A 24,685-nucleotide genomic window follows, 5' to 3' on the forward strand; every position below is an offset into this window, starting at 1 on the left:
CGCCTGTACGGTGTGAGGCGTCAGGCCGCCCGGGGCAGACAAGCCCGGGCGGCGCGCTCGATCAGCTCCGGGCCGGCGCCGGGCTGATGGGCCCCCTCGGTCAGGACGCGCCGCCACTGCCGGGCCCCGGGCTCCCCGTGGAACAGCCCCAGAATGTGCCGGGTCAGGCGTGCCAGCGGCACGCCGTCTCGCCGCATCCCCTCGGCCAGCTCCAGGAGCCCCTCCAGCACCCCCTCGCGTGTCGGATCCTGGTCCGCACCGAAATACAGCCGGTCCACCACGGACAGGCTCCAGGGCTCGTGGTAGGCCTTGCGTCCGAACATCACGCCATCCACCTGCTCCAGATGGGCCCGGGCACCCGATACATCGTCGAGCCCGCCGTTCAACACGATGGTCAGCTGGGGAAACTCCGCCTTCAGGCGGTACACCCGGGCATAGTCCAGCGGCGGGACATCGCGGTTGTCCTTGGGGCTCAAGCCCTGCAGCCAGGCCTTGCGCGCGTGCACCACGAACACCCGGCAGCCGGCCGCGGCGACCTGCTCCACGAAGGCATGCAGATCGGCCTCGGAGTCCTGGTCGTCGATGCCGATCCGGTGCTTGACGGTTACCGGGACCTCCACCGCGTCGCGCATCGCCGCCACACAGTCGGCCACCAGCCCCGGATCCGCCATCAGGCAGGCGCCGAACGCCCCGGACTGGACGCGGTCGGAGGGACAACCCACATTCAGGTTAACCTCATCGAAACCGCGCGCAGCGGCGATGCGTGCCGCCTGCGCCAGCGTGGCCGGGTCCGACCCGCCCAGCTGCAGCGCGATCGGGTGTTCCTCCGCGGCAAAGCCAAGCAGGCGGTCGCGATCGCCATGGATCACCGCGTTGGCATGCACCATCTCGGTATACAACAATGCCCGTCGGGTCAGCAGCCGATGGAACCGGCGACACCAGGTGTCCGTCCAGTCCATCATCGGTGCGACCGAGAACCGCGGGTCGGGAAAGTGGCCCGCGTCACCCATCCGCGAAGCCCCCGTGCCGCGCAGGCCGCCTCGCAAAGCCATAAAGGATTGCCGTCATGTCGGAAAGCGAAGTCCCTGAAACCTTTCTTGATAGTGTCTCACACATGGTCGACCGGGCCATGGCCTACCTCGAACTCCCCGAGGGGGCGCGCGAGGCCCTGAAGTCCTGCGACTCGGTGATTCAGGTCAGCTTTCCGATCCGCTTTCGCGACCGCATCGAGGTGTTCAAGGGCTGGCGCGCGGTACACTCCGCGCATCGCCTGCCATCCAAGGGCGGTCTGCGCTTCTCCCCGACCATGGATCAGCAGCACGCCGAGGCCCTGGCTGCCCTGATGACCTACAAATACGCCATCGTGGACATCCCCTTCGGGGGTTCCAAGGGCGGGCTTCGGATCGATCCGCAGAAATACGACGAGTGGGAGATGGAGCGCATCACCCGACGCTTCGCCCACGAACTGATCCAGCGTGACTACATCAGCCCCGCGCAAAACGTGCCGGCCCCCGATGTGGGGACCTCCCAGCGCGAGATGGCCTGGATCATGGAGACCTACCGCGAACGGCATCCGGAAGATCTCGATCATGCCGCCTCGGTAACCGGAAAACCCGTCGAACTGGGGGGCATCGTCGGGCGTCTCGAGGCCACCGGACGCGGTGTGCAGTACGCGCTACAGGCGTTCTTTCGCGAGGGCTCCGCCGCCCGCGAGGCCGGGTTCGAGGGTGGCCTGGGCGAACAGCGCATCATCATTCAGGGCTTCGGCAACGTCGGCTACTATGCCGCGCGCTTCCTGCAGCAGGACGATCACGCGAAGATCGTCGGCGTCATCAAGAGCGATGGCGGCGTGTACTCCGAAGACGGTATCGACGTCGAGGCGCTGCACGACTACGTCCGCCGCAGCGGCACCATGGAGGGCTTTGCCGGCGTCGAGTTCGAGCGCGACGGCAACCGCATCATGGAGCGCGAATGCGACATCCTGATCCCGGCGGCGCTGGAAGGCGCGATCCATCGCGGCAACGCCGACCGCATCCAGGCCCGGCTGATCGCCGAGGCCGCCAACGGGCCCTGCACCTGGGAGGCCGACCAGGCACTGCGGGCCCGCGGGATCACGATCCTGCCGGACGTCTACGTCAATGCCGGGGGTGTCGTCGTGTCCTACTTCGAATGGGTGCGCAACCTGTCGCACATGCGCTTCGGGCGCCTGGAGCGGCGCTACGACCAGTCCCAGGGCCAGCACATCGTGACGGCCATCGAGATGATGACCAACGAGAGCATCCCGGAATGGATTCGCGACGCGGTGGTTCGCGGTGCCGAGGAGATCGATCTGGTTCGTTCCGGCCTCGAGGACACCATGCGCGAGGCGTTCCGCGAGATGCACGAGGTCCGCGAGGTGGAAAGCAACGGCGAGGTACTCGACTACCGCACCGCCGCCTATCTGATCGCCCTGCGCAAGATCATCCGCGCCCGCAGCGACCTCAAGCTCATCTGACCCACACGCTCCGCGAACGCAGGGGATCCGGGGAATTCCCTCCCCTGCCCATGCCCCTAACCCGCCGGCCCGTACCGCGACTCCAGCGCCGAGAACAGGGCGCGCAGGCCCATCGCCTCGCCGCCCTTGGGCCGGCCCGGCCGAGCCCGATCGTTGAAGGCCATGATGTCGAAGTGCAGCCAGGTCGTGTCCTCGGGGACGAATTCCTTCAGGAACAGCCCCGCAGTGATCGCACCGGCGTAACCGCTGCTGGAACTGTTCACGATGTCGGCCACGGCGCTGTCCAGCATGTAGCGATACGGGGTATGCAGGGGCAACTGGCACACCGGATCGTCCCATTCCCGAGCCGGCTCGACCAGCGCCCGGGCCCAGCCTTCGTCCTCGGTGAAACAGGCGCTGATCTCGGTCCCCACGGCCACGCGCGCGGCACCGGTCAGCGTGGCGAAATCCACCAGCAGGTCGGGGTGGAACGATCCCGCCCGATCCAGCAGGTCGGCCAGCACCAGCCGCCCCTCGGCATCGGTGTTGTCGATCTCGATGCGCTTGCCGTTGCGCGCGGTCAGGACATCGCCCGGGCGGAACGCCCCGGCACCAATGGCATTCTCGACCGCGCCGATCAGCACGGTCAGGCGCACAGGCAACGCCTGCGCCATGATCAGGCGGGCCAGACCCAGCGCGATGGCCGCCCCGCCCATGTCCTTTTTCATCTGACGCATGGAATTCCCGGGCTTCAGGTTCAGCCCGCCCGAATCGAAGCACACGCCCTTGCCCACCAGCACCAGCGACGGGGCATCCGGCGGCCCCCAGGTCAACTCAATCACCCGCGCGCCGTGGTCACTGGCCGCACCCACCGCGTGGATGCAGGGGAAGTCCTGTTCCAGCTTGTCGCTGTCACTCACGACATGCAGGCTGCAACCGAAGGCCTCGGCCAGATCCCGGGCCTGCAGGGCCAGGTTGGCCGGCATCATGTCGGCGGCGGGGGTGTTGATCAGGTCGCGGGTCAGGCCGATCGATTCGACAAAGGCCTGAACCCGGGCCGGGTCGGCGTCTTCCGGCCAGACCAGCCGTGGCGTGCGTTCCTGCGGTTCGCGGTAGCGGTCAAAGCGGTAGCGCCCCAGGCCCCAGCCGATGGCGGCGAGGTTCTGGACGTCGGCGTTGAGAAAGTCCGTCTCCAGACGATAGTCGCCGCTGCCCAGTGTCTCCGCCGCCGCGGCCAGCATCCAGATCGGCGTCTCGGCGTCGAACCCGGCCAGAACTGCCGCCAGCCCGCCGTCCGCGTCGGGAATACGCAGGATCGCGCCCGGCTCCGCCTCGAAGCCGGAGGCCTCGACCCACTTGCGCCAGCTCTCCCGCGCGGCCTCCAGGCGGACCGGGAGTGACTCGCGGCTGACCGGGATCAGCGGGACAGCGGTTTCGGACGACGCAACAAAGACAGAATCCACGCGGCTTTCCTCGAAATCGATCCAAAACGGCCATAATACGCATCTTGTCGATCCCCCGGGATCGTACCCACTCAGCCAGTGCGCGGTTCCGTGTGCCGGGGCCCTACAGGATGTGACGATGACGCCAGCGCTGGAGATTCGCGGGCTCAAGAAGACCTACAAGAACGGATTCGAGGCCCTCAAGGGGATCGACCTCGAGGTGGCGCCCGGCAGCTTCTTTGCCCTGCTGGGCCCCAACGGGGCCGGCAAGTCCACCACCATCGGGATCATCACCTCGCTGATCAACAAGACCGCGGGCACGGTCAAGGTCTTCGGCCACGACCTGGACACCGACCTGCAGGCGGTCAAGCGCTCCATCGGGCTGGTCCCGCAGGAGTTCAACTTCAACAACTTCGAGCCGATCGGCGAGATCGTCGTCAACCAGGCGGGCTACTACGGCATCCCCCGGCGCGAGGCCTGGGAGCGCTGCGAGCACTACCTGAACGAGCTGGGCCTGTGGGAAAAGCGCAAGGACATGGCGCGTACGCTGTCCGGGGGCATGAAGCGCCGGCTGATGATTGCGCGCGCCCTGGTCCATGAACCGCGGCTGCTGATCCTGGACGAACCCACCGCCGGCGTCGACATCGAACTGCGCCGCTCCATGTGGGACTTCCTGACCCGTATCAACACCGACGGACGCAGCATCATCCTGACCACGCACTATCTCGAGGAGGCGGAGACGCTCTGCCGCAACATCGCGATCATCGATGACGGCGGCATCATCGAGAACACCACGATGAAGCAGCTCCTCGCCAAGCTCGAGACGGAGACCATGGTCCTGGATCTCAGCGAACCGCCCCCGGGCCTCCCCGAGGATGCGCCGGTGGCCCTGCGCCAGGTCGACGAGCTCACGCTGGAGGCCGACATCCGCCGCGGCCAGCACCTGAATGACCTGTTCCGGGTCCTGGACCGGGCCGGGATCCGCGTTCAGAGCATGCGCAACAAGGCCAACCGCCTGGAGGAACTGTTCATCCGCATGACCCGCAACGGCCAGAGCCCCAGTCACCTCACGCCGGGTGCCAGCGGCGCCAGCGAGCAGCCGGAGAACCAGGCATGAGTAGTACCCACCTGCGTCACTACTGGACCGCCTTCCGCACCATCGTCACCAAGGAGGTGCTGCGCTTCGCCCGCATCTGGGTGCAGACGGTGCTGCCGCCGGTGATCACCACGGCCCTGTACTTCATCATCTTCGGTGGCCTGATCGGCGAGCGCATCGGCGACATGGAAGGCTATCGCTACATGGACTTCATCGTGCCCGGCCTGATCATGCTGGCCGTGATCACCAACAGCTATTCCAATGTGGTTTCGTCCTTCTTCGGTTCCAAGTTCCAGCGCCATATCGAGGAGTTGCTGGTCTCGCCGATCCCCAACAGCGTGATCATCCTCGGCTTCGTCTTCGGCGGCGTGGCCCGCGGCCTGGCGGTGGGTGTGGCCGTCCTGCTGGTGTCGCTGTTCTTCAGTCCGCTCAGCGTGCACAACGCCCCGGTCATGCTGGTTATCGTTTTGATGACGTCGATCCTGTTCGCCCTTGCCGGGCTGATCAATGGTGTCTTCGCCCGTACCTTCGACGATATCGCGATCGTCCCGACCTTCGTGCTCACGCCGCTGACGTACCTGGGCGGGGTGTTCTACTCGATCAGCCTGCTGCCGGAGTTCTGGCAGGGCGTGTCGATGCTCAACCCCATCCTGTACATGGTGGACGCCTTCCGCTACGGCAGTCTCGGCCACAGCGACTTCCCCGTGGCCATGTCCTTCGCCATCATCGCGGGCTTCATCGCCGTCCTTTACTCCGTGGCACTGATCCTGCTCAATCGCGGCGTCGGTATCCGATCCTGACGCCCAGCCCCGGCGAAACCGCCGGAAAGCGGCTTCCGACGGTGTTTATTGCCCGAAAAAACGTGGTATAAAGCGGAAACTCTCCGGGGCAAGGGCCATATGGGTTACAACAGAAAGACATCGCATTTCTTTCTGGCGGGCACCGCCGGACTCGCCATCCTGGTGGGTACCAGCCTCCTGCTCGCCTCCCAGCCCGCCGAGACCTCCCAGCCGCTCCAGATCGGTGCCGGCAACCCGCTCCCCGTCGCCAAGCTGTCCCTCGCACGCCCGGACCACCCGGCCGGAGGCGCGTCGATCAGCCCGGCACCGTCGGCGTCGTTCGATGCGGGCGCGCAGACCGTCGCGTTTGCCACCGACATACTGGACGACCCGAGCAGCGGCTACCACGACGACCCCATCGACCCGGACGCGGAGGCGCCCACCTCCTACGAAACCTTCGACCTCGACGGTGAGGGCGATACCGCCGCCGAGGCGGACGCGGCCGAGGACGAATGGCACAGCCATACGCTGAAGGATGGCGAGCGCCTGACCGGACTCTGGGAACGCGAATGGGATCTCCCCCTCGCGACGCTCTACCGCCTGCTGGATGACGACGAGAACGCCTCCATCCTGAACCGTGTGCGTCCCGGCCAGGAGATCGAATGGCAGGTCGACGACGAGGGCTATCTGACCCGCATGCGCCTTTGGACCTCCCGCGCCAGCGGGCACGAGTGGATCCGCGAGGCCGAGGGCTGGGACTTCGAACGCGGCGAGGTCGAGAATGGCCGCGAGGTCAGCCACCTGATCATCAGCGCCGAGATCGACGGGAACATCGCGTCCGCGCTGAGCGAACGCGCGGATATCTCCCCGGGGGCGGCCAACGCCCTGGCCGTACTGCTCGACCGCTACCTGCCCGTGCGTACCCATGCCCGTACCGGTGACCAGTTCACCCTGCTGGTGGAACAGGAGACGCTGGTCGGCGACGACACCCCGCACAACCTCCGCCTGCTCGCCTTCGACTATGAAGGCGAACGCATCGAGATCCGCGCCGCCCGCAACGTCAACGGCCGGTTCTACACGCCCGAGGGCGAGAGCCTGCTGCCGCCGTTCGACCGCCGCCCGTTTGCAGGCAATTACCGCATCAGTTCCAGTTTCAACCCCCGCCGCCGCCATCCGGTCACCGGCCGCGTGGCCCCCCACCACGGTACGGACTTCGCCATGCCCGTGGGCACACCCATCCTCGCGCCGGCCGACGGCCGCGTGACCCGCGTGGAGAATCACCCCTACGCCGGGCGTTTCATCGTCATCGAGCACGGCCAGGGATACTCCACGCGCTACCTGCATCTGCAGCGACAGCTGGTACGCCCCGGGCAGACCGTGGAGCGCGGTGACCGTATCGCCCTGTCCGGCAACACCGGCCGCAGCACCGGGCCCCACCTGCATTACGAGATCCACGTGAACAACCGGCCGCAGAACCCGATGCGCGTGGAGCTCCCGGAGAGCGATGCCCTGGAAGGCGACGAACTCGACCGCTTCAAGTCCATCAGCCAGACACTGCTGGCCCAGCTGGACAACGGGGTGCGCAACCAGCAGGTCGCCTTCACCTCGTTCGAAGAGCTGACCCGTTGAGGGATTGATCCGAGGGTCCCGGCGGTGGGCGCCTCGCGTTCATCGCCGGGGTCCTGATTGCGTGGTGGCCTCCTCTCCCTTGTCTCCCCTGCTCGACTGGGCGCGTCTTGACTGGCGCGACGGCATGCCCTTTGCTGTCGACTACGGCGACGGCTATTTTGGATCGCGCCAGCCGCGCGCAGAAGCGCAAGAGGTCTTCCTCGAGGCCAACAGCCTGCCGGAGCGGTTCTCCGGCTGCCGCCACTTCGCGATCGGCGAAACCGGCTTCGGGACCGGGCTGAACCTGCTGCTGGCGCTGGAGCAATGGCGCCGGCACGCCCCGTCGGATGCCTTCCTCTCACTGCTCAGCCTGGAGGCACACCCCCTTTCGCCGGAGGACCTCGCCACCCTGCACCAACACCTCGGGCTCGACGATGCCGACAGCCGCGCCCTGCGCGCGCAGTACCCGCCCCCGGTGCCGGGACTGCACCGGATCGAATTCCCCGGTGCGCGCGCCACCCTGACCCTGGGCCTGGGCGACGCCGCGCCAATGCTCGCGGGCGTGCGCGGCCGGATCGATGCCTGGTTCCTGGACGGCTTCGCGCCGCGCAGCAATCCCGCGTTGTGGAACACCGGCGTTTTTCGCCAGATCGCCCGGCTGTCCGCGCCCGGCGCCACGTTCGGCACCTACACCGCCGCGGGCCAGGTCCGGCGCGATCTGGAGGGGGTCGGATTTACGGTCCGGCGCGCCCCGGGCCACGGATGCAAGCGCGAGCGCCTGACCGGGGCCTTCCACGCGCCGTCCGCCGAACCGGCGACACCGGCACCGCAGGCGCCCCGCCACGTGGCCGTCGTCGGGGCCGGACTGGCCGGGCTGGCCAGCGCGCACGCGCTGGAACGTCGCGGCATCCGCACCACTCTGTTCGACCCCGCCGGGGTCGCCGGCGGTGCGTCCGGCAACCCGGCCGCCGTGCTGCTGCCCAACCTGCACCCGCGCGATGCCGACCTGAACCGCCTGGCCCTGGCCGGCATGCGCAGGACCCGGACCCTGATCAACGAACTGGAGGCCCGTACGGGGGAAGTATTGCAGCTGGCCTCCGGCGTCGCCTTCCACGGCATCAGCGCCCACGGGAAGAAACGGGTGACCCGTCTGCTCAAGGCCGGCAGCGAAGCGACCGGGCTGCTCTTTGATCCGGCGGGCCCGGGATGCACCGACGCCCCGCATCTGTACTACCCCGAGGGCCTGGCGGTGGATATGGCCGCTCTTTGTCGTGCCCTTGCCGGCACCCTGCCGGCGCCCCGCGCAGAGGCTGTCACGCACATCCACCTGACTCCCGGCCAAGACGCAGTGCAACTGGAGACCGAGTACGGCCGGGAGTCATTCGATGCCGTCGTGCTGGCCAATGGCGCCGGTCAGGGGGCGCCCCTGAGCCCCGAACACGGGGCGGTCTCGACGGTCACCGGCCAGATGACCCGAGTGGCGGCCACCCTGCCCGACTGGGGCGGGTTCGTCGCCACCGGACAGGGCTACTGCATCCCGTCCCCCGACAAAACAGCATGGATCGGCGCGACCTACCGGCGCACGCAAGGCCCCGGCATCCGTCAGGCCGACACGCTCCTGGCTACGGACGACGCGGCGAACCTTCGCCACCTGGCCTGGGTGCCCGGCCTGGACGATCCCGCCACCCAGGTCCTGGACCACTGGGCCGGCGAACGGGCGGTGGTCCGCGATCGCCTGCCCCTGGTCGGGCCCAGCCGAATGGACGCGCGCGGCCGCGTCCAGCTCAACCTCGCGCATGGCTCACGCGGCCTGCTGTACGCACCCCTGGCCGCCGAGTGGCTGGCCGACCATTGGCTGGGCCTGATCGAACCTCTGGAGACCACTACCGCCGCGCGGCTGGATCCCGCCCGACACGCGGGTCAGGCCCCGGGAGCCTCCGACGAGGCGTAGGCCACATCGTTGCGGCCCGCCGCCTTCACCCGGTACATCGCATGATCCGCGGCTATCATCAGATCGGCGAGCCGCTGTCCGTCACCCGGGTAGAAGGCGACGCCAATGCTGCATGACAGGCTCACCTCCACCGTATCCATATGCCCGGGGTGCAGCTCAAAGGGCTCACGGAAGGCCTCTTGCAGCCGCTCGACCAGCCGCGTTGCCTCCTCCGCGTGGTGCAGCGGGGCACTCAATACGATGAACTCGTCCCCCCCCAGGCGAACCAGCAGGTCATCCGTGCGCAGGCTGCCGGCCAAACGCCTGGCGAGCAGCCGCAGCAGCTCGTCGCCCACCGCGTGGCCATACTGATCGTTCACCGGCTTGAAGCGATCCAGGTCGATGAAAAGCAGCGCCAGCTGACCCTCCTTGCGGTCGGCCCGGGCCGCCAGACGGGGAAACGCGCGGTCCAGCGCGGCCCGGTTCGCGGTGCCGGTCAGCGGGTCCTCCCACGCGAGCGCCTGCATGCGCTCCTCCAGCTGCTTGCGCTCGGTCACGTCCAGAGCATGCCAGACCACGGCCGCGGAACCCTCGAACGGCGTGTGAATCGGTCGGACCCGCGCCTCGTACCAGCGCGTCTCGTCCGCTGCCACCCCCGGCTCGGCCGCATGGAACGCACTGGCCTGCAGACGGTACTCGAGTTCCTGCATCGCCCCCTCGCGCAGGGCCCTTTGCACGATATCGGAGAACCGCTCCGCCACCTCGGGGGGTAACAACTCGGCCAGGGTATGCCCCACGGCGGTGGTGTGCGGGTCGCGGCCATGGCGCGCCTCGCCGAACACCCGCCGCACCAGCCCGGACGCATCAATCACCAGGGCATCGCCGGGCATGGCCTCGAACAGGGCGTCCTGGAGGTCCCGCGCCTCGCTCAGGGCATTGAACAGCATGCGATTCTCGTGCACGTCGACGAAGCTCAGCAGACAGGCCCGCTGCCCGTCCCAGTCGATCGGCACCCAGCGCAACAGATGAAAACGCTGATCCCCGTCCGCAGCCTTCACACGGATCTCGCGCCCCCGGGGCTCCTCCGGCACCGCGGCGCGGGTGAAATCGAGATCGGGGGGCAGACGCGGACGATCCGCCGGATGGATCACATCCAGCGTGGCGAGTGCCTGCCCGGGGTTCGGCGACACCCCGGTCATGCGCGCGAAGGCCGGGTTGGCCCACAGAACGCGCCGCCCGGCCACGACCAGCGTCGCGTCCTCCAGGCGGTTGACCAGGGCCTGGTAGCGGCTCAGAGCCTCGCGGCGCTGCCGCATCCCCTGCCCAATGCGGAAGGTATATCCGCTGACCGCCATCAGGCCCACTGCGCCCAGGACCCACCAGGCGGCGGGGCGGGCCGTGGCGGACGGGGTGGGGACCGGCTTTGCCAGCAGCCGCCACTGCCCCCCGGCAAACGTCACATCGAGCTGCAATGGCGCCGATTCGACATCGAGCGCCTGCGGGTTGTAGAACACCTCGCCCTCGGCACCGGCCCCGTCGCGGCCGCGCAGGGCCAGCTTCAGGCGCTCCGAGCCGGGTACCAACCCGGCCTGCCGCAGCAGGGTGTCGAAATCGAGCGCGATGCTCGACAGGCTCCACGGGTTGGCGGCACCCGACACGTCCTCGTCCTCAGCTTCGGTCAGGACCGGCGCCCGCACCAGCAGCCCGCGGCCGCCCTGGGCCAGCGGCCAGGGCCCGGCGACCACGGTCTCGCGGCTCTCCAGCACGCGATGGAAGGACGCGGACTGCTGGGGATGCTCGGCCAGGTTGAGCCCAATCGCGCCCTCGTTGCCGGCCCGTGGGTAGACCAGCTCCAGAACCTCGCCCCGTGCCAGCGTCAGCGACCGGATCAGATCGGGTTGCCCCCGGTAAAGCCGTTCCGCGGCGCGGGCGAACTCCTCCTCGTTCAACTCCGGATGGACGTAGGCGTAGGCCGCCAGCCCGATGGTGGCGTGCACCGACGCATTCAGCACGCTCTCCAGGCGGGAGCGCAGGCTGTTCGCCTCGGTCGCGAGCGACTGCTCATAACGATCGGCCATCTGCTGCTTCCAGCCGTGATCGATGGCCAGAAAAAGCAGGGCGAACAGCAGCGCCGCGAACAGCGCGGCCACCATCGGGCCCCGCACATACGGTTCGGTGGTGCGGGCCCGCGACGACGAAGCGCTGTCACGGGCGGCGTTTTGGGCATCGGAAGCTTCCGAGGTGTCCGGTGGTGGGCTCATGCCGGGTCTTTTGCGGGCGCACAGGGTTCTACTATGCGCCAACGGGGGGCAAACCGAAACGGCTCCGGAAATGCCCCGCTGACGCCCCGCTCACACGGGAGACCCGGCACCCCGCATGGAGCAGGCGGTAGCGCCCGGACGGGGACGGACTGGCAGCCGTCCCGGCGACCACTGCCCGCTCGGCACCGAGGCCAAGGGGCCCGCCGAGCGAAACAATCTGGAATTGGTGGGGACGGCCGGAATCGAACCGGCACGGCCTTGCGGCCAGCGGATTTTAAGTCCGATGCGTCTACCAGTTCCGCCACGCCCCCGGAGCCGCCGCATCATACCGTGCGTGTGGCGATGCCGCACCCGTGCCCGGCGGGGCCTACTCCGCTTCCGCGGCCGGCATCTCCGCGACTGGCAACGGCACGTGCAGGGACGCCGCGATCGCCCGGAGGAGCTCGACCTCGGCGATCACCGTCTGCCCGCCATGGGTGATGGTGGCGAGCATTGCCGTGACCAGCCTTTGCTTGTCGGCCGGACGCAGTGCGTCCAGCGCCTCCAGGGCGCGATCGAGCTCATCGGCCCAGGCCGCCGCGTCGGCAGCGGCCCCCAGGGCCGTATCCATCACGTCCTTCGCCGGATCTGCGATGCCCAGGGCGACATGGCCCGCTCGTAGCGCCTCTCGCGCCCCCTCGGAGTCCTCCGGATGACCGTGATGGGCGAGCACGGCCAGCACACTTCGCACATGGCGTTCGTGGCGTTCCAGGCGATCCCGTCCACCCGGGCGGGCGCGGGCCGGCTGATCGAGGTCGCGCAGCTGACGCCGCAGGAGCCGCCCGGTGGCGTATTCGAAGACCGACACCCGGCCGTCAGCCCGGACCAGTTCGTCGATCAGCGTCTCCAGCGCCTGGCGCTCCTCCGACGGACGATGGCGCACGGCCGGGAAGCTCATCTCCAGCAGCGGGATCCGCAGATCCGGCCGCAGGTCCGGCGCAGCGTCCAGCAAGGTACGCACACGCGACTCGCTCTCTCCGCCCCGCTTCGCGGCGATCCGCAGCAATTGGTGATCCCGCACCTCGGGGTCGGCGCTGATCAGCAGATAGAGCAACACCTCCACGGCCCAGGCATCTGAATGCGCGGCGCGCTCCAGTGGTCCCGGCATCGCCGCGACCAACAGTCCGGCGCCCAGGATCTGTGCCAGGCCCGGATCCCCGATGTTCTCCATCAGGCGTTCCGGATTCAGCAGCATATTGCCCGACTCGCGCGGCTGTTCGCGCTCGCGCGCCTCCGCCTCGGCCTGCGCCTCCTGTTCCCTGCGACGGGTTTGCGCATCCCGCTCCATCTGTTCGCGGATGGTCTCCAGTTCTTCCCGCTGGAACCCGGGCTCGATGGCCTGGATGCGCCGCACCAGCGGCGGATGGGTCGCGAACATCTGGCCCAGGGCGCCGGAGGCGAACAGCATGTGCCCCACCTCCTCGGTATCGGCGCGCAACGCAGTGTGTCCGGCCCCGATCTTCTTCAGGGCACCGGCAATGCCGGACGGCTGACGCGTGAACTGCACCGCCGAGGCATCGGCCAGGTACTCCCGCTGGCGCGAGACCGAGGCGCGAATCCAGCGCCCGAAAAACAGCCCGATATAGCCCACCACCATCAACGCCAGACCCGCCGCAACAATGCCCCCGGCGTTGCGGTTGTTGCGCGACAGGCGCATGGCCAGCAGCACGCGCTGCCCGATGAGCGCCATCACCAGGATCCCGAACAACATCCCCATCAGGCGGATATTCAGGCGCATATCGCCGTTCAGGACATGCCCGAACTCGTGCGCCACCACCCCCTGCAGTTCGTCGCGATCCAGCTGTTCCAGGGCCCCGCGCGTGACGGCAATGGCCGCGTCGTCCGGCGAGTACCCCGCGGCAAACGCGTTGATACCGGCCTCCTGCTCCAGCACATAGACCTCCGGCACGGGCACGCCGGAGGCGATCGCGATCTCCTCGACCACATTCATCAGGCGCCGCCGCAACGGGTCGCGGGTATCGCCGTCCACCCGGGTGCCACCCAGCTCGCGGGCCACGGCCCCGCCGCCATCGCGCAGCCCCAGGGTGCGATAGAGGCTGCCGACCCCGATCAGCCCGATCGTCAGCACGCTGGTCCAGACCATCACCTCGACGTTGCGCGCCAGAAATTCCCGGGTCAGCCAGGGTTCCCCCGCCGCCACCGGCTCGGCCTGCCCGAAAAGCACGAGCACAATGGCGTTCATCACCAGCACAATCGCCAGCACCGCCAGTCCGAACAGGAACAGCAACCAGCGGGTGCGTCGCTGGGCCCGGTCCTGATGCTCGAAGAAGTTCATATCGCCCGGGCCATCAGGAGAAGTTCACCTGCACCGCCTCGCGCTTCTGCGGATCCTCGATCTCCAGAAGCTGCGCCGGACGGAAGCCCAGATTGTTGGCAATCAGGCTGTTCGGGAACATCTCGCGCAGGATGTTGTACTGCATGACCGCGTCATTGAAGGCCTGACGGGCATAGGCGACCCGGTTCTCGGTACTGGTGAGCTCCTCCGACAGCTGCATCATGTTCTGGTTGGCCTTCAGATCCGGATAGGCCTCCGACAGCGCAAACAGCCGCCCGAGGGCGCCGGACAGCCCCTGCTCCGAACTGGACAGCTTGCGCACGGCCTCCGCGTTGGTCGGGTCGCCGGCCACCTCCTGCAGGCTCTGCTGGGCCTGATTCCGGGCCTGGATGACCGCCTCCAGGGTATCCCGCTCGTGGCTCATGTAGCGCTCGGCGACCTTCACCAGATTGGGGATCAGGTCGTAGCGCCGGGTCAGCTGCACATCGATCTGGGCAAACGCGTTCTTGTACCGGTTGCGCGACGTGACCAGCCGGTTGTACGTCCATACCCCCCAGACCACCAGCAGGACCAGAATCGCCAGCACCACCCACTTCGTATCCATCGTGCAAAGCTCCTTTGCGGTTTACCCGGCCGAGTGTACGCGGCGGACGGGTCCCCCGCGAGAGGATTCTCGGGCGCAGACGGCAACCGCCGCCGTGCTTTATCCTTGCGCCAGGCCATCCTCGGAACCTCGCATGAATCTCTCCACCCTGCTCGGCATCCTCGGCAGCCTGCTGGTGTTCGGCAGTGTCATCGCGTTCTCCTCCCAGGACCTCGACGCCTTCCTGAACCTGCCGGGACTGGGGATCGTGGTGGGCGGCACCATCGCGGCCACCCTGATGAGCTACCCCTTCCACGAGGTCATGCGCGTCTTCCGCGCCGGGGCCAACGCGATCCGCGAGGAACGCTACGACGCCAGCCAGGACCTCGAGGAGATCGTGCAGGTCTCGCGCTACTGGTTCTCCCAGAACCTGCAGCGCATCCAGGACCGCCTGGACCAGATCCGCAACCCATTCCTGCGCACCGGCATCCAGCTGGTCATCGACGACACCCCGATGGACGACGTCTCCGACCTGCTGAACTGGCGCATGGCCCGCCTGCGCGCCCGCGAACAGGCCGACGCCCAGATGTTCCGGACCATGGCCACCTATGCCCCGGCCTTTGGCATGCTCGGCACCCTGATCGGGCTGATCAACCTGCTCCTGACGACCGAGAGCGACGATTTTACCGTGATCGCGGTCAACCTCGGCATCGCGCTGATCACCACCTTCTACGGCATCCTCCTGGCCAACCTGGTGTTTCGCCCCATCGCCATCAAGCTGGAGCGACGGACCGAGGAACGCGTGGTCCTCATGACCATGGTGCTGGAAGGCATCATGCTCATGCGCAAGGGCCGTTCGCCCGGATACATCCGCGAGACCCTGCGCTCGTTCATGGAGAACCACAGCGACGAAATCCGCCAGGCCGCCCCCACCAACGGTGACGAAGAACCCGCCGCGGACTCACGGGAACCGGACCCGTCGAACGAGCGTCGCTGAACCATGCCCGGCCCCGCCTACTCCACCTCGGAGCGCGCCGCGCTGCAGGCCGAAATGGACGCCCACGCGGCGACCCGCCCGGAACAGGCATTTCTCGCCTCCTACCCCGGCGAACGCCAGCGCGACGACGAACACGCCTGGATCCTCACCTACCTCGACGTGCTGACCCTGGTCATCGTCGTCTTCGTGATCCTGCTGACCTTCATGGACCCGCGCGACGACGATCCCCGCGCGGTGTCCGCCAGCCCCGTCGCGCTGGCGCATCCCGACCGCAGCGCGCTGGTCGAGCCCCTGGCCCACCCCACGCTGCTCGGTCTTGCCGACCTCGACGACGGCACCGCCGAGGACCCGGCGACTCCCGAAACGTCCGCCGAAACAACCCGAACCGGCGCCGATGCCGATCAACTGCGGGATCGGGCCCCGGAGGGGGTCGATATCGTCGAGCAACCCGGCCGTCTGGAACTGCGCATCCGCGACGAGATCCTGTTCGCCACCGCCCAGGCCGATCTGCGCTCGGACGGCGCAACGCTCCTGGAAGGACTGCTGACCATCCTGGCGGACCACCCGGGCCTCATCACCGTAGAGGGGCACACCGACAACGTCCCCATCGCGACCGAGCGCTTCCCCTCCAACTGGGAACTGTCCGCGGCCCGCGCCAGCAGCGTCGTGCGGCACCTGGTCGCGCAGGGCCTGGAGCCCTCGCGGCTGCGCGCGGTCGGGCGCGCCGACACGCTGCCGGTGGCCGGCAACGAGACACCGGGTGGGCGCGCCGAGAATCGTCGCGTGTCACTGATCCTGGAGGCCGAAGCGAACTGATACCCGACGCCCCACCCGCATTCCGCGAGCCCCCAGGGCCACTTGACGCCCGCGCGACCCCCATAGAAGATGCGCAACACTTGCACTTTAAGGAGGCTGGTGTGCGTACCGGACGCGGGTCCCTGCTGGGCGACTTCCTCGACACCACCAATCACTGGGACAAGCTCATTGCCCTGATGGGAGGGATGATCGGCCTTTATCTGTCACTGGAGGTCGCCGCCTCGGTAACCGACAACGGCATCAACGGTCTGATCCTCGCCTCCCTCGGCGCCACCGCCGTACTGCTGTTCGCCGCGCCGCATGCCGCCCTCTCGCAACCCTGGAACGTGCTCGGTGGCCATGGCGTTGCCGCCATCGTAGGGATACTTGTACGCGACCTGCTGCCCCACCCCCTGCTGGCCGCCGCCGTCGCCGTGGGCCTCGCCATCTGGCTGATGCACTACCTGCGCTGCCTGCATCCCCCTGGCGGCGCCACGGCGCTCTATGCGGTCGTGGGCGGCGACTCGGTCACGGCCCTGGGACCGTGGTTCCTGCTGCACCCTGTGCTGACCAGTGTCGGGGTCATGCTGATGGTGGCCGTCATCATCAACTACCCGTTCCCCTGGCGCCGCTATCCCGCGAGCCTGACCCCGTCCCCCGAAAGCCCGGAACAAAGCCCGCTGGCGGCCCTGGAGCGGGCCGGTCTCGGCCGCGAGGATCTCGAGCACGCCATGCGCGAGATGAACCTGTATCTGGATCTGACCGAGGACGATCTGGCACGCCTGTACCTGCTGGCCCGCCGCCATCACCAGCACCCCGACCCGATCACCCCAGAGGCCATCCAGCCCGGGGCCTGCTTCAGCAACGGCGGAACAGACGCCGACTGGGCGGTTCGCCGCGTGCTCCGGCGCGACGGGGCGCAGGTGATCTACCGCCACCTGGCGGGCCCCGAGGCCCCGGGTGAAGACCGCGCCAATCTGGACGACTTCCTCGCCTGGGCCCATCACCGGCTGGAGCCGGAATACGGCCCGGACGAGTAAGTGCGTTTGGGCCTCTACCTACCCGGCGCTTATACTCTCGCGCCAGGCGTAAGTCGGGTTAGGGTGATCGTCACGAGCGTGGCGGGATCGCGAAGCCCAGTCCGACAGGTTGCCAGGTCTCCGTAGCTCAGCTGGACAGAGCAGCCCCCTCCTAAGGGGCAGGTCGCAGGTTCGAATCCTGCCGGGGACACCACTTTTTCCCGCTATTTCCTATACTTATTGAACCCACCCCATTGGGCCAATCCGCAGAAATTTGCATGATCTGGACTCATCATTGTGGTATGAGCGCGGCAGGACCGATCCGCTACAATCCTCCAACTTCCCATTCGTGCTAGGGAAACACTGATTAATGTGCCCGCTCGCGTTGGTACCCCAGGTTTTCCGAGACAAGGCGCGGTGCGTAGCCGGTAGTGGTTCTACCGGCAAGGGCCGCAACGCAGGATCGGGGAACCTGGGGTGCCAACCCCACAAATCATTGAAAGCAGGGGCTCGGCCGCTTTTGGGCGCGCACGGCGTTGCGGTTCCCTTGTGCAGAATGACTGCACGGCAGTCACCGCGCCTTGTTCGCACGCAAAAGCGACTCGAGCGCGAGCGTGCACATTAATCAGTGTTTCCCTAGGTAAACGGGTGGTTGTGACCGCACGAGAAAGCGCCTCTATTTCGTGGTCGGGAGTGGCTGAGCACCGTGGGCGACGCCCCCAGGAAGGAGGGATAGCATGGTGAGCACGATCCATCCGAACGCGCGCACTACCCCCGGATCCGGCGGGAGCTGCAGGAAGCGGCGCCGGGCGTGAGCGATCGCGAGCTGGCCCGGCGTTAGGGCATTACCCGCATGACCGTACGCAAGTGGCGCTACCGCCGGGGGCGTGGAAGACCGCTCGCATCGCCGACAACGGCTGCCCACGCGCCCGACACCCGAGCAGGAAGCGATGGTGGGCCAGGTTCGGGAAGCAACCATGTTGTCGCTGGATGATCTGCCGATCGTGGCGCGCGAGTTCCTGGACCCGGAGCTGAGCCGGGCGGCGCTGGCGCATGTGTCGGCGACCCGAGTGTTATACCCTGCGTCTGTAAAGGTACGCGCCGCGTCCGAGAAGGCTACGCGGGCTCCGGCGATCTTTTGGGTACGAATGCGAGCGAGCGGAGGCCAGTGACGGCGTGCGGTGCAGTCTCGATATTGGTAACGAACTGACGGAGATCCCTCGACTCGCGGGTGAAGTCGAGGCGTTCTGCGAGCGCGCCGGCATGGAAGCCAACACCGTGAATCTCGCGCTCGATGAATGGATTACCAATCTCGTGTCCTACGCCTTCGATGACGGCGGCGAGCACCGGATTGGTGTGGAACTCGAGGCGGACACCGAAGGCCTGACGGTCGTGGTGACTGATGACGGCCACTCCTTTCATCCGCTGGAGGACGCACCGGGGGTTTCCCTGGAGGGAGGCGTCGAGGACCGCGCGATCGGAGGCTTGGGGCTGCATTTCATCCGAACGCTCATGGACGACATTCAGTACGACAGTGCCGACGGAGTGAATCGCCTTCGACTGCGACGTCTCAAGCGCAAGTGACCACGAACTGAACAACAAGGCCCGATTACGTAATGGAATTGAATAAAGAGACGGTGGACGGCGTATGCGTGGTGAGCCCCGAGGGGCGCCTGGACAGTAATACGTCGCCGGCTTTCGAGGCGGAACTGCTCGCCCTTCTGGACGATTCGCCCACCCTGGTGATCCGGTTTGCCGACCTGGAATATATCTCCAGTGCCGGGCTGCGGGTCATGCTCATGGCGGCGAAGAAGGTTCGGCAGCTGAATGGTCAGCTGGTGCTGTGCGAGATTCATGAGCCGATCCGGGAGGTCTTCGAGATCAGCGGCTTCCTGTCGATCCTGGACGTCTGCGATGATCGGGCGGTGGCCGTGGCACGCGCCCGCGGTGAGGACTGAAGCCCGGTACCGATTCCAGTGTCCGGGCCTCAGGTGCGTCCGCCCGCCGGCCCGACAAAGTGCAGTGCCAGCACGGTGACGTCGTCCGCCTGATCGGCCTCGCCGGCAAACGCTTCTACCGCCTTCATGACGGCCGCAGTCTGCTCCCCAACCGCTCGGCCCTTGAGCTCGCCGTACAGGCGGATCAGGCGGTCCTCGCCGAACAGGTCCTGCGCTGGATTCGCCGCCTCGGTCACGCCGTCGGTGTACAGCAGCAGCTCTTCGCCCGGCGCCAGATGCAGATGCTCCGTCGCGTACGGCATATCTTCCATCGCCCCGAGTACCAGTCCAGGTGCCAGCTTCAACCACTCTGCGGTGCCATCCACCCGCCGGATCAACGGCGGGTTGTGGCCCGCATTCGCCATCACCAGCTCCCCGCTGTCCAGGTCGAGAATCCCGCACAGATAGGTCACGAACATCCCGCTGTCGTTGTTCAGGCACAGCTCGTTGTTGACCCGTTCGAGGATGCGCCCGGGATCGGGCTCCTGTTCCGCAATGCCCTTGACCAGGGTCTTGGTGACGGCCATGAACAGTGCGGCCGGGACGCCCTTATCGGAGACGTCACCTACGGCAAAGAACAAGCGGCGGTCGCCCTGCATCGTAAAGAAGTCATAGAGATCGCCCCCAACCTGTCGTGCCGGGAGCAGATCCGCATGCAGATCGACATCCGCCTGCATCCGAGAGAGCTCCAGCCGCCGCGGCAGAAAGCTCATCTGAATATTGCGGGCGATCTTCAGTTCGGACTCGATCCGCTCCTTGGCCGCTGTGGTTGCGGTCAGGTCGTTGATGTAGTCCTTCAGGGACAGGCGCATATCATTGAAGGATCGAGCGAGTTCACCAATCTCGTCCTGAGAGCGAATGGGGGGCATCGGCTGATCGAGATTGCCCCGGGCGATCTCGCCGGCACTGGTAACCAGCCCCTTCAGGGGGCGCGTGATACCCCGGGAGATCGCGATAATGGCCCCCAGAAGGATCAGGAACCCGACACTTCCGATGATCAGCACCAGGTGCATCACCCGCAGCACATCGCCGAACAGTTCCCGCTCCGGGATGACCACCCCCACCACCCAATCAGGATCCGGGAGGCGGACGTGGTAGAGCCGCGCAGGTTCGTCCAGCAGCGCCTCCGGCAACCGGCTGAACCCCTCCTCCTCACGCTGCAGCATGCGCCCGAGTTCGCGCAGTTCCGGTTCATCCAGCGTCTCGGCCAGACTGAACAGGCTCTCGCGCATAATCCAGTCGCTGTTCGGCCAGGAGATAAAGCGCGTCTGCCCGCTCAATAAAAAGCCGAAGCCACTGTCCAGCACCTCAACCGCATCGACGGTCTCGGTCAGACGTCGCAACTCGACGTCGAGGGTCACGATTCCCCCGAGTTCCTCCGTGCCGTCCGCCACGCCATTGGCCATCAAAAAGGGCGTGGAGAAGGTGGTGATCAGGCGATCGGGATCGGCCGCCGATGCAAACGGATCCGCCCAGAATGCTTCGCCGGTGAGCGCGGGGATCTGATACCAGTCGCGGGTGAAATAGTCGAAGTCGTCCCCACCGAGGTTCATGTACTCCAATTCCCCATCGGTTCCCTCATACACGAAGGGCCCGTGGTATCGCTGTCCGGGGATTGCCGCTTCCGGCTCCCAGGTGATCGCGGCACCCTGGGCGGCCGCCGTATGGGTCGTAATCGACTCCAATAGAGGCCGCACGGCCTCGGGGTCATGCCCGCCCTGAGTCAACGAGGCGGCCAGGGTCCGCCCCGAGCCCGCGACTTCGTTGAGTGAGGCCTCGATGCGCCCGGCCGTGGCGCGGGTCAGCTCGCGGGCCTGGTGCTCCGCATGGTCCAGCATGATGTCGCGGACCATGTAGTACAGCAGCCCCGACGTCGTGAAGAAGATGGTCGCCACCGTCACCACGGTGACCAGCGCCAGACGTACCGCCAGGCTCTTACTCGGGGCGTGCATCAATCACCGGGCGGTGGAAGGTGTCGTAGTCGGCAGGTGCACGCTCGAGGCTGACCAGGTTATTCATCAAGTTGTGGGCCATTAGATAGTCATTGGGGTCGAGTACCGGGGCCGGCAGGCGGCCGTCCGAGTCGAAGTAAAGCGCGCGAAGCACCTTGAGCATTAAGCTCTGGTGGGCGCGGTTCGTGGGCTCACCGTGCTGCTGGACCCGCTCCATAACCGCATCCACCGCCTGCTCCGGATGCTCGAAGGCGTGCTGCCAACCGCGTAGCGACGCAGCCACGAAGGCCTTCACGGCTTCGGGGCGCTCCTCGAGCGTGGATTCGAGAACATAAATCCCGTCCTCGGCCAGGCCAGTGCCGTGTTCCTCCAGCCCGATCGTGGAAAGCTCCTCCGGCTCGAACCCCGATAGATAGAGCTCCACCATTTCGTTGAACCGAGTGGCCATGGCCGCATCGACCGCACCCGAGCGAAGGGCATTTACACCCGATCCCTGATCGATAACCTCCGGCTCCACGCCGTAGGCGCGAAACAGCGCTTCGGGTTGCATGCGAAAGCTCTGCCAGCGGGCCACACGGCGTCCATCGAGATCCTCGGGCGCGAGGATGTCGCGATCGGCCAAGGACACGATCACCAGCGACGAGTCGTGCAGCAGTTGTGCTACGTTGACGACCTCCACACCCGCGTCGCGAAGCTCCAGCGCCTGCACCAGATACAACAGGGCGATATCGGCCTCGCCGCGAGCCAGCGCCTCGGATGCCGGATAGTCCGGGCCATGTGGAAGGATGTCCACGTCCAAACCGGCATCGCGGTACCAGCCCTGGTCGGCGGCGACATAAAAACCGGCAAACTGCGACTGCGGGACCCAGTGCGGCTGTACACGCAAGGGTTCCGCGAATGCCGAGCCCGCCGCCAGGACCAGGCTCAGGGCCAGCAAGCGGCGGACCCAACGGGTCGGGTTCCAGGGAAGACCCGGTGATGGAAGTCGCATGGACGAACTCGGCATCGGCTAAAGACCACCGGGAGGATGGATGAAAACGGCGGACAGCATACCGGTCAGGCCGGCCTCGCGCATCCGGAGACGGGTGCAGGATCTGTACGTCGTGTTGTGGATGGTGGCCGGACTGGTAACGGTTCCCGTGGCCGCTGCCGACCCGATCGACCCCCTCGCCGCGCCGCTTCCGGTCGCAACCGAGGGCCCGCCGGACACGCTGCGTTCCGGCTGGTTCGAGCGGCCCCCGTACCAATATGCCGATCCGGATGGCGTATCCGGAGCCGCGACGGGGCTGGATCTGCGTGTCGCCCGCGAGGCGGCCGAGGCCACGGGCCACACCGTACGCTATGGTCCCATGCCTTGGTCCGACCAACTGGCGGGGCTGAAGCAAGGCACCCTCGATCTGGTCGTCGGGACGTACTATGAACCCGCGCGTCTGAGTTACGTCCACTACTCGCGGCCCTATCGCGAGGAACGCAACGCGCTCTACCTGCGTAATGACGGCGACATGCGCCTGGCCAGCCGCGAGGCGTTCCTGGAGGCGGTGGAGGCCGGCGCGTTTCGCCTGGGCATCACACGGGGTTACGCCTTCGCCGACCCCGAGGTCGCGCGCCTCGTGCGGGACCCAGGCGATGCCGCCCAAATCCTGGAGACTGACAGCGATGCGGCGAACGTAGCCGCCCTGTTGGAGGGCCGTATCGACGGGTTTATCGCCGACCCGGTGATCCTCGACCTGTTCCTGGCACAAAACGGACAGACCCACGAGATCCGCCGCGCCCGCCTCGATCTCGGCTCGGTAGGCGTGCGGGTGATGTTCAGCCGCGCGACCGTTCCACGCGAATTCGTCGAGGCCTTCGATGCCGAGCTGAAGGCTCTGGGGGACAGCCGCCGGATCGCCAACCTCGAAGTCGAACACCTGCTACCCGCGTTTCTGGCCATGACCACCAGCGAGGGCTGGTTCAACGTACTGACGCTGATGGGCATCCTCGCCTTCTCCGCCTCCGGCGTGATGCTGGCGCGCCGCGAGCGCTACAACCTGTTCGGCGCCCTGATACTGGCCACGCTTCCCGCCATCGGTGGCGGTGTGCTGCGTGACCTGCTGCTGGGACGCGATCCGATCTTCATCTTCGAGACGCCCGAATTCCTGTTACTGCCACTGGCGGTGGTGCTGGGCGGCTTCGCACTCTACAAGCTGCATGACCACTGGCTCGTGCATCTCGCCCCCGCACAGCGCCTGTTGGCGCGTCAGCGCGCGGGCCTCGGCGGGCGCATGGTCGGCAATGTGCAGCACGGCCTGGATGCCTGGGCGGTGGCCGCGTTCACCGTGATCGGCGTCGGCGTGGCCGTCGAAGCCCATGCCAGCCCGCTCTGGCTCTGGGGCCCGGTGATGGCCGTGGTCACAGCATCCTTCGGCGTGATTATGCGCGACGTGGTTCGCTCGGACTTCAACATCGACATGCTCAAGCGCGACTCCTTCGCCGAGATCGCGATCGTCGGCGGCATTGCTTACTCGCTCCTGCTCCTCTGGCCGCCTGTGGAACTCTCGATGTTCTACATCCTGATGGTCACCAACGGCGTCATCGTGAGCCTGTTCGTGGCGCGGCTCCTGGTGTTGTGGTCCGACTGGGTGAACCCATTACAGATGGGCGACCCGCATACCCTGCCGGAACGTCGTCTGGATGCCCTGGAAGCGGCGGAACCCGCCCTGTGGCAGCGCCTGTCGACCTACCTGGAAGAAAGCGAGACCGGCCGTGCCCGCGGTGTCGGCCCGGGACGCCTGGAATCCCTGCACAAGGACTTCGGCTATACCCTGGAGCCCTGGCAGGCAGAGTTCACCGCTCTGGCCGGAGAACCGCTGTTCGAGTCCACGGTCATGCGCTATCAAAACCTGCGCGCCCGGTTCGAGACCCTGCGCGCGCTGGAGCAGCAACTCTATGACCACCTGCGTATGCCGATCGCCGACGCTCTACCAGATGCGGAAGAGGCCGGCGAACTGGAGACCCGAGTATCCGAGGGCCTGCGCAGCCTGCTGGACACCGTTAGCATGGCGGTGGAAAGCGGCGAACGGGAAGACTTCGAATGGTTGCAGGAACTCTCGCGCAACCAACGGGCACGTTTCGACGACCTCCGTGCCCGGTATCTCAAGGCCGATCCAGCGCCCGGCGGCGCCCTGGACCAGGTGCTACAACGCACCCACCGGGTCGAACGGATGATGTGGATGCTCGCCGACTACGTGGACCAGCGTCTGTCACCAGGCGGCGTGGCCGCCGTCAGCGACCGCCGCCAACGGCAGATGATGATGCAGACCGGGGCCCACTAGAACGGAAGGGCCGCCTGCTGCCACTCCTCCATCGCCCCCTGCCGCGCGCGTCCAGGGCCCGCTGGCCGATCCGCACCCCCAGCAAGCGCATGGGGCGATCCAGC

General features: G+C 67.1%; 18 protein-coding genes, 2 tRNA genes and 1 pseudogene. 13 read left to right on the forward strand and 8 right to left on the reverse strand.

Annotated elements, in window-relative coordinates; translation table 11 throughout:
• Nucleotides 1-20 precede the first annotated feature (20 nt).
• Nucleotides 21-1,010, reverse strand: coding sequence for a tRNA dihydrouridine(20/20a) synthase DusA (dusA, locus tag D106_RS0102785; protein ID WP_018879124.1), 990 nt, complete (start codon nt 1,008-1,010; stop codon nt 21-23).
• A gap of 56 nt (nt 1,011-1,066) precedes the next feature.
• Here dusA and D106_RS0102790 point away from each other — a divergent pair, with 56 nt between their 5' ends.
• Entirely contained in the window at nt 1,067-2,494 is a 1,428-nt protein-coding gene (locus D106_RS0102790; protein WP_026280546.1) for a Glu/Leu/Phe/Val dehydrogenase, read from the forward strand.
• Between the two features lie 56 nt (nt 2,495-2,550).
• Here the strand turns inward: D106_RS0102790 and D106_RS0102795 are convergent, their stop codons facing one another.
• Complete coding sequence (locus D106_RS0102795) at nt 2,551-3,936, reverse strand: M17 family metallopeptidase (protein ID WP_018879126.1); 1,386 nt, start codon at nt 3,934-3,936, stop codon at nt 2,551-2,553.
• Nucleotides 3,937-4,054: 118 nt separating this feature from the next.
• Here D106_RS0102795 and D106_RS0102800 point away from each other — a divergent pair, with 118 nt between their 5' ends.
• The 4 genes from D106_RS0102800 (at nt 4,055) to mnmD (ending at nt 9,349) form a co-directional block, all read left to right on the forward strand.
• Nucleotides 4,055-5,032 (forward strand): ABC transporter ATP-binding protein, encoded by a 978-nt coding sequence (locus tag D106_RS0102800; protein WP_018879127.1) that lies wholly within the window; start codon nt 4,055-4,057, stop codon nt 5,030-5,032.
• Nucleotides 5,029-5,811 carry an ABC transporter permease gene (locus D106_RS0102805; RefSeq protein ID WP_018879128.1) on the forward strand — a complete coding sequence of 261 codons (783 nt, stop codon included), beginning with the start codon at nt 5,029-5,031 and terminating at the stop codon, nt 5,809-5,811. Before D106_RS0102800 ends, D106_RS0102805 begins: the two co-directional genes overlap by 4 nt.
• Nucleotides 5,812-5,910: 99 nt before the next feature.
• Nucleotides 5,911-7,419 (forward strand): peptidoglycan DD-metalloendopeptidase family protein, encoded by a 1,509-nt coding sequence (locus tag D106_RS0102810; protein ID WP_018879129.1) that lies wholly within the window; start codon nt 5,911-5,913, stop codon nt 7,417-7,419.
• Nucleotides 7,420-7,543: 124 nt separating this feature from the next.
• Nucleotides 7,544-9,349 (forward strand): tRNA (5-methylaminomethyl-2-thiouridine)(34)-methyltransferase MnmD, encoded by a 1,806-nt coding sequence (gene mnmD, locus D106_RS0102815; RefSeq protein ID WP_018879130.1) that lies wholly within the window; start codon nt 7,544-7,546, stop codon nt 9,347-9,349.
• On the opposite strand, the gene D106_RS0102820 is transcribed toward mnmD, so the two are convergent.
• The 4 genes from D106_RS0102820 to D106_RS0102835 form a co-directional block, all read right to left on the reverse strand.
• Entirely contained in the window at nt 9,319-11,481 is a 2,163-nt protein-coding gene (locus D106_RS0102820; RefSeq protein ID WP_018879131.1) for a diguanylate cyclase, read from the reverse strand. The two genes, mnmD and D106_RS0102820, sit on opposite strands and share 31 nt — an antisense overlap.
• 332 nt (nt 11,482-11,813) lie before the next feature.
• Nucleotides 11,814-11,900 (reverse strand) — tRNA-Leu (locus D106_RS0102825).
• A 56-nt stretch (nt 11,901-11,956) separates the two neighbouring features.
• On the reverse strand, nt 11,957-13,924 hold the full coding sequence (locus tag D106_RS0102830; RefSeq protein WP_018879132.1) for a M48 family metallopeptidase: 1,968 nt from the start codon (nt 13,922-13,924) through the stop codon (nt 11,957-11,959).
• 13 nt (nt 13,925-13,937) lie between these two features.
• On the reverse strand, nt 13,938-14,528 hold the full coding sequence (locus D106_RS0102835) for a LemA family protein (protein WP_018875505.1): 591 nt from the start codon (nt 14,526-14,528) through the stop codon (nt 13,938-13,940).
• 133 nt (nt 14,529-14,661) lie between these two features.
• Between D106_RS0102835 and D106_RS0102840 the strand changes: the two genes are divergently transcribed.
• The 7 genes and pseudogenes from D106_RS0102840 (at nt 14,662) to D106_RS0102870 (ending at nt 19,276) form a co-directional block, all read left to right on the forward strand.
• On the forward strand, nt 14,662-15,504 hold the full coding sequence (locus D106_RS0102840; RefSeq protein WP_018879133.1) for a motility protein A: 843 nt from the start codon (nt 14,662-14,664) through the stop codon (nt 15,502-15,504).
• A 3-nt stretch (nt 15,505-15,507) separates the two neighbouring features.
• Complete coding sequence (locus tag D106_RS0102845; protein ID WP_018879134.1) at nt 15,508-16,320, forward strand: OmpA family protein; 813 nt, start codon at nt 15,508-15,510, stop codon at nt 16,318-16,320.
• 101 nt (nt 16,321-16,421) lie between these two features.
• On the forward strand, nt 16,422-17,339 hold the full coding sequence (locus tag D106_RS0102850; protein WP_018877424.1) for an HPP family protein: 918 nt from the start codon (nt 16,422-16,424) through the stop codon (nt 17,337-17,339).
• A gap of 116 nt (nt 17,340-17,455) precedes the next feature.
• Nucleotides 17,456-17,532: transfer RNA gene (locus D106_RS0102855), tRNA-Arg, on the forward strand.
• 523 nt (nt 17,533-18,055) lie between these two features.
• Nucleotides 18,056-18,370: pseudogene (locus D106_RS15220) on the forward strand (IS481 family transposase); the annotation flags it as partial.
• A gap of 124 nt (nt 18,371-18,494) precedes the next feature.
• Entirely contained in the window at nt 18,495-18,902 is a 408-nt protein-coding gene (locus D106_RS0102865) for an ATP-binding protein (RefSeq protein WP_018879136.1), read from the forward strand.
• 32 nt (nt 18,903-18,934) lie between these two features.
• Complete coding sequence (locus tag D106_RS0102870) at nt 18,935-19,276, forward strand: STAS domain-containing protein (RefSeq protein WP_018140487.1); 342 nt, start codon at nt 18,935-18,937, stop codon at nt 19,274-19,276.
• Nucleotides 19,277-19,305: 29 nt separating this feature from the next.
• Here the strand turns inward: D106_RS0102870 and D106_RS0102875 are convergent, their stop codons facing one another.
• Together D106_RS0102875 and D106_RS0102880 are read right to left on the reverse strand one after the other, a co-directional pair.
• Nucleotides 19,306-21,267 carry a SpoIIE family protein phosphatase gene (locus D106_RS0102875; protein WP_018879137.1) on the reverse strand — a complete coding sequence of 654 codons (1,962 nt, stop codon included), beginning with the start codon at nt 21,265-21,267 and terminating at the stop codon, nt 19,306-19,308.
• Entirely contained in the window at nt 21,251-22,204 is a 954-nt protein-coding gene (locus D106_RS0102880) for an ABC transporter substrate-binding protein (protein WP_018879138.1), read from the reverse strand. The genes D106_RS0102875 and D106_RS0102880 overlap by 17 nt, the downstream gene beginning before the upstream one ends.
• Before the next feature lie 175 nt (nt 22,205-22,379).
• Here D106_RS0102880 and D106_RS0102885 point away from each other — a divergent pair, with 175 nt between their 5' ends.
• Nucleotides 22,380-24,581, forward strand: a complete 2,202-nt coding sequence (locus D106_RS0102885; protein ID WP_026280547.1) for a transporter substrate-binding domain-containing protein — start codon at nt 22,380-22,382, stop codon at nt 24,579-24,581.
• Nucleotides 24,582-24,685 lie beyond the last annotated feature (104 nt).

This window comes from Thioalkalivibrio sp. ALE9, assembly GCF_000377445.1.
Taxonomy (GTDB): domain Bacteria; phylum Pseudomonadota; class Gammaproteobacteria; order Ectothiorhodospirales; family Ectothiorhodospiraceae; genus Thioalkalivibrio.

Bases quoted from the DNA above. Each gene is read 5' to 3' on its own strand.
- dusA (WP_018879124.1), bottom strand. From the start codon at position 1,010: ATGGGTGACGCGGGCCACTTTCCCGACCCGCGGTTCTCGGTCGCACCG.
- D106_RS0102790 (WP_026280546.1), top strand. From the start codon at position 1,067: ATGTCGGAAAGCGAAGTCCCTGAAACCTTTCTTGATAGTGTCTCACAC.
- D106_RS0102800 (WP_018879127.1), top strand. From the start codon at position 4,055: ATGACGCCAGCGCTGGAGATTCGCGGGCTCAAGAAGACCTACAAGAAC.
- D106_RS0102805 (WP_018879128.1), top strand. From the start codon at position 5,029: ATGAGTAGTACCCACCTGCGTCACTACTGGACCGCCTTCCGCACCATC.
- D106_RS0102810 (WP_018879129.1), top strand. From the start codon at position 5,911: ATGGGTTACAACAGAAAGACATCGCATTTCTTTCTGGCGGGCACCGCC.
- mnmD (WP_018879130.1), top strand. From the start codon at position 7,544: ATGCCCTTTGCTGTCGACTACGGCGACGGCTATTTTGGATCGCGCCAG.
- D106_RS0102820 (WP_018879131.1), bottom strand. From the start codon at position 11,481: ATGGTGGCCGCGCTGTTCGCGGCGCTGCTGTTCGCCCTGCTTTTTCTG.
- D106_RS0102830 (WP_018879132.1), bottom strand. From the start codon at position 13,924: ATGAACTTCTTCGAGCATCAGGACCGGGCCCAGCGACGCACCCGCTGG.
- D106_RS0102835 (WP_018875505.1), bottom strand. From the start codon at position 14,528: ATGGATACGAAGTGGGTGGTGCTGGCGATTCTGGTCCTGCTGGTGGTC.
- D106_RS0102840 (WP_018879133.1), top strand. From the start codon at position 14,662: ATGAATCTCTCCACCCTGCTCGGCATCCTCGGCAGCCTGCTGGTGTTC.
- D106_RS0102845 (WP_018879134.1), top strand. From the start codon at position 15,508: ATGCCCGGCCCCGCCTACTCCACCTCGGAGCGCGCCGCGCTGCAGGCC.
- D106_RS0102870 (WP_018140487.1), top strand. From the start codon at position 18,935: ATGGAATTGAATAAAGAGACGGTGGACGGCGTATGCGTGGTGAGCCCC.
- D106_RS0102875 (WP_018879137.1), bottom strand. From the start codon at position 21,267: ATGCACGCCCCGAGTAAGAGCCTGGCGGTACGTCTGGCGCTGGTCACC.
- D106_RS0102885 (WP_026280547.1), top strand. From the start codon at position 22,380: ATGGTGGCCGGACTGGTAACGGTTCCCGTGGCCGCTGCCGACCCGATC.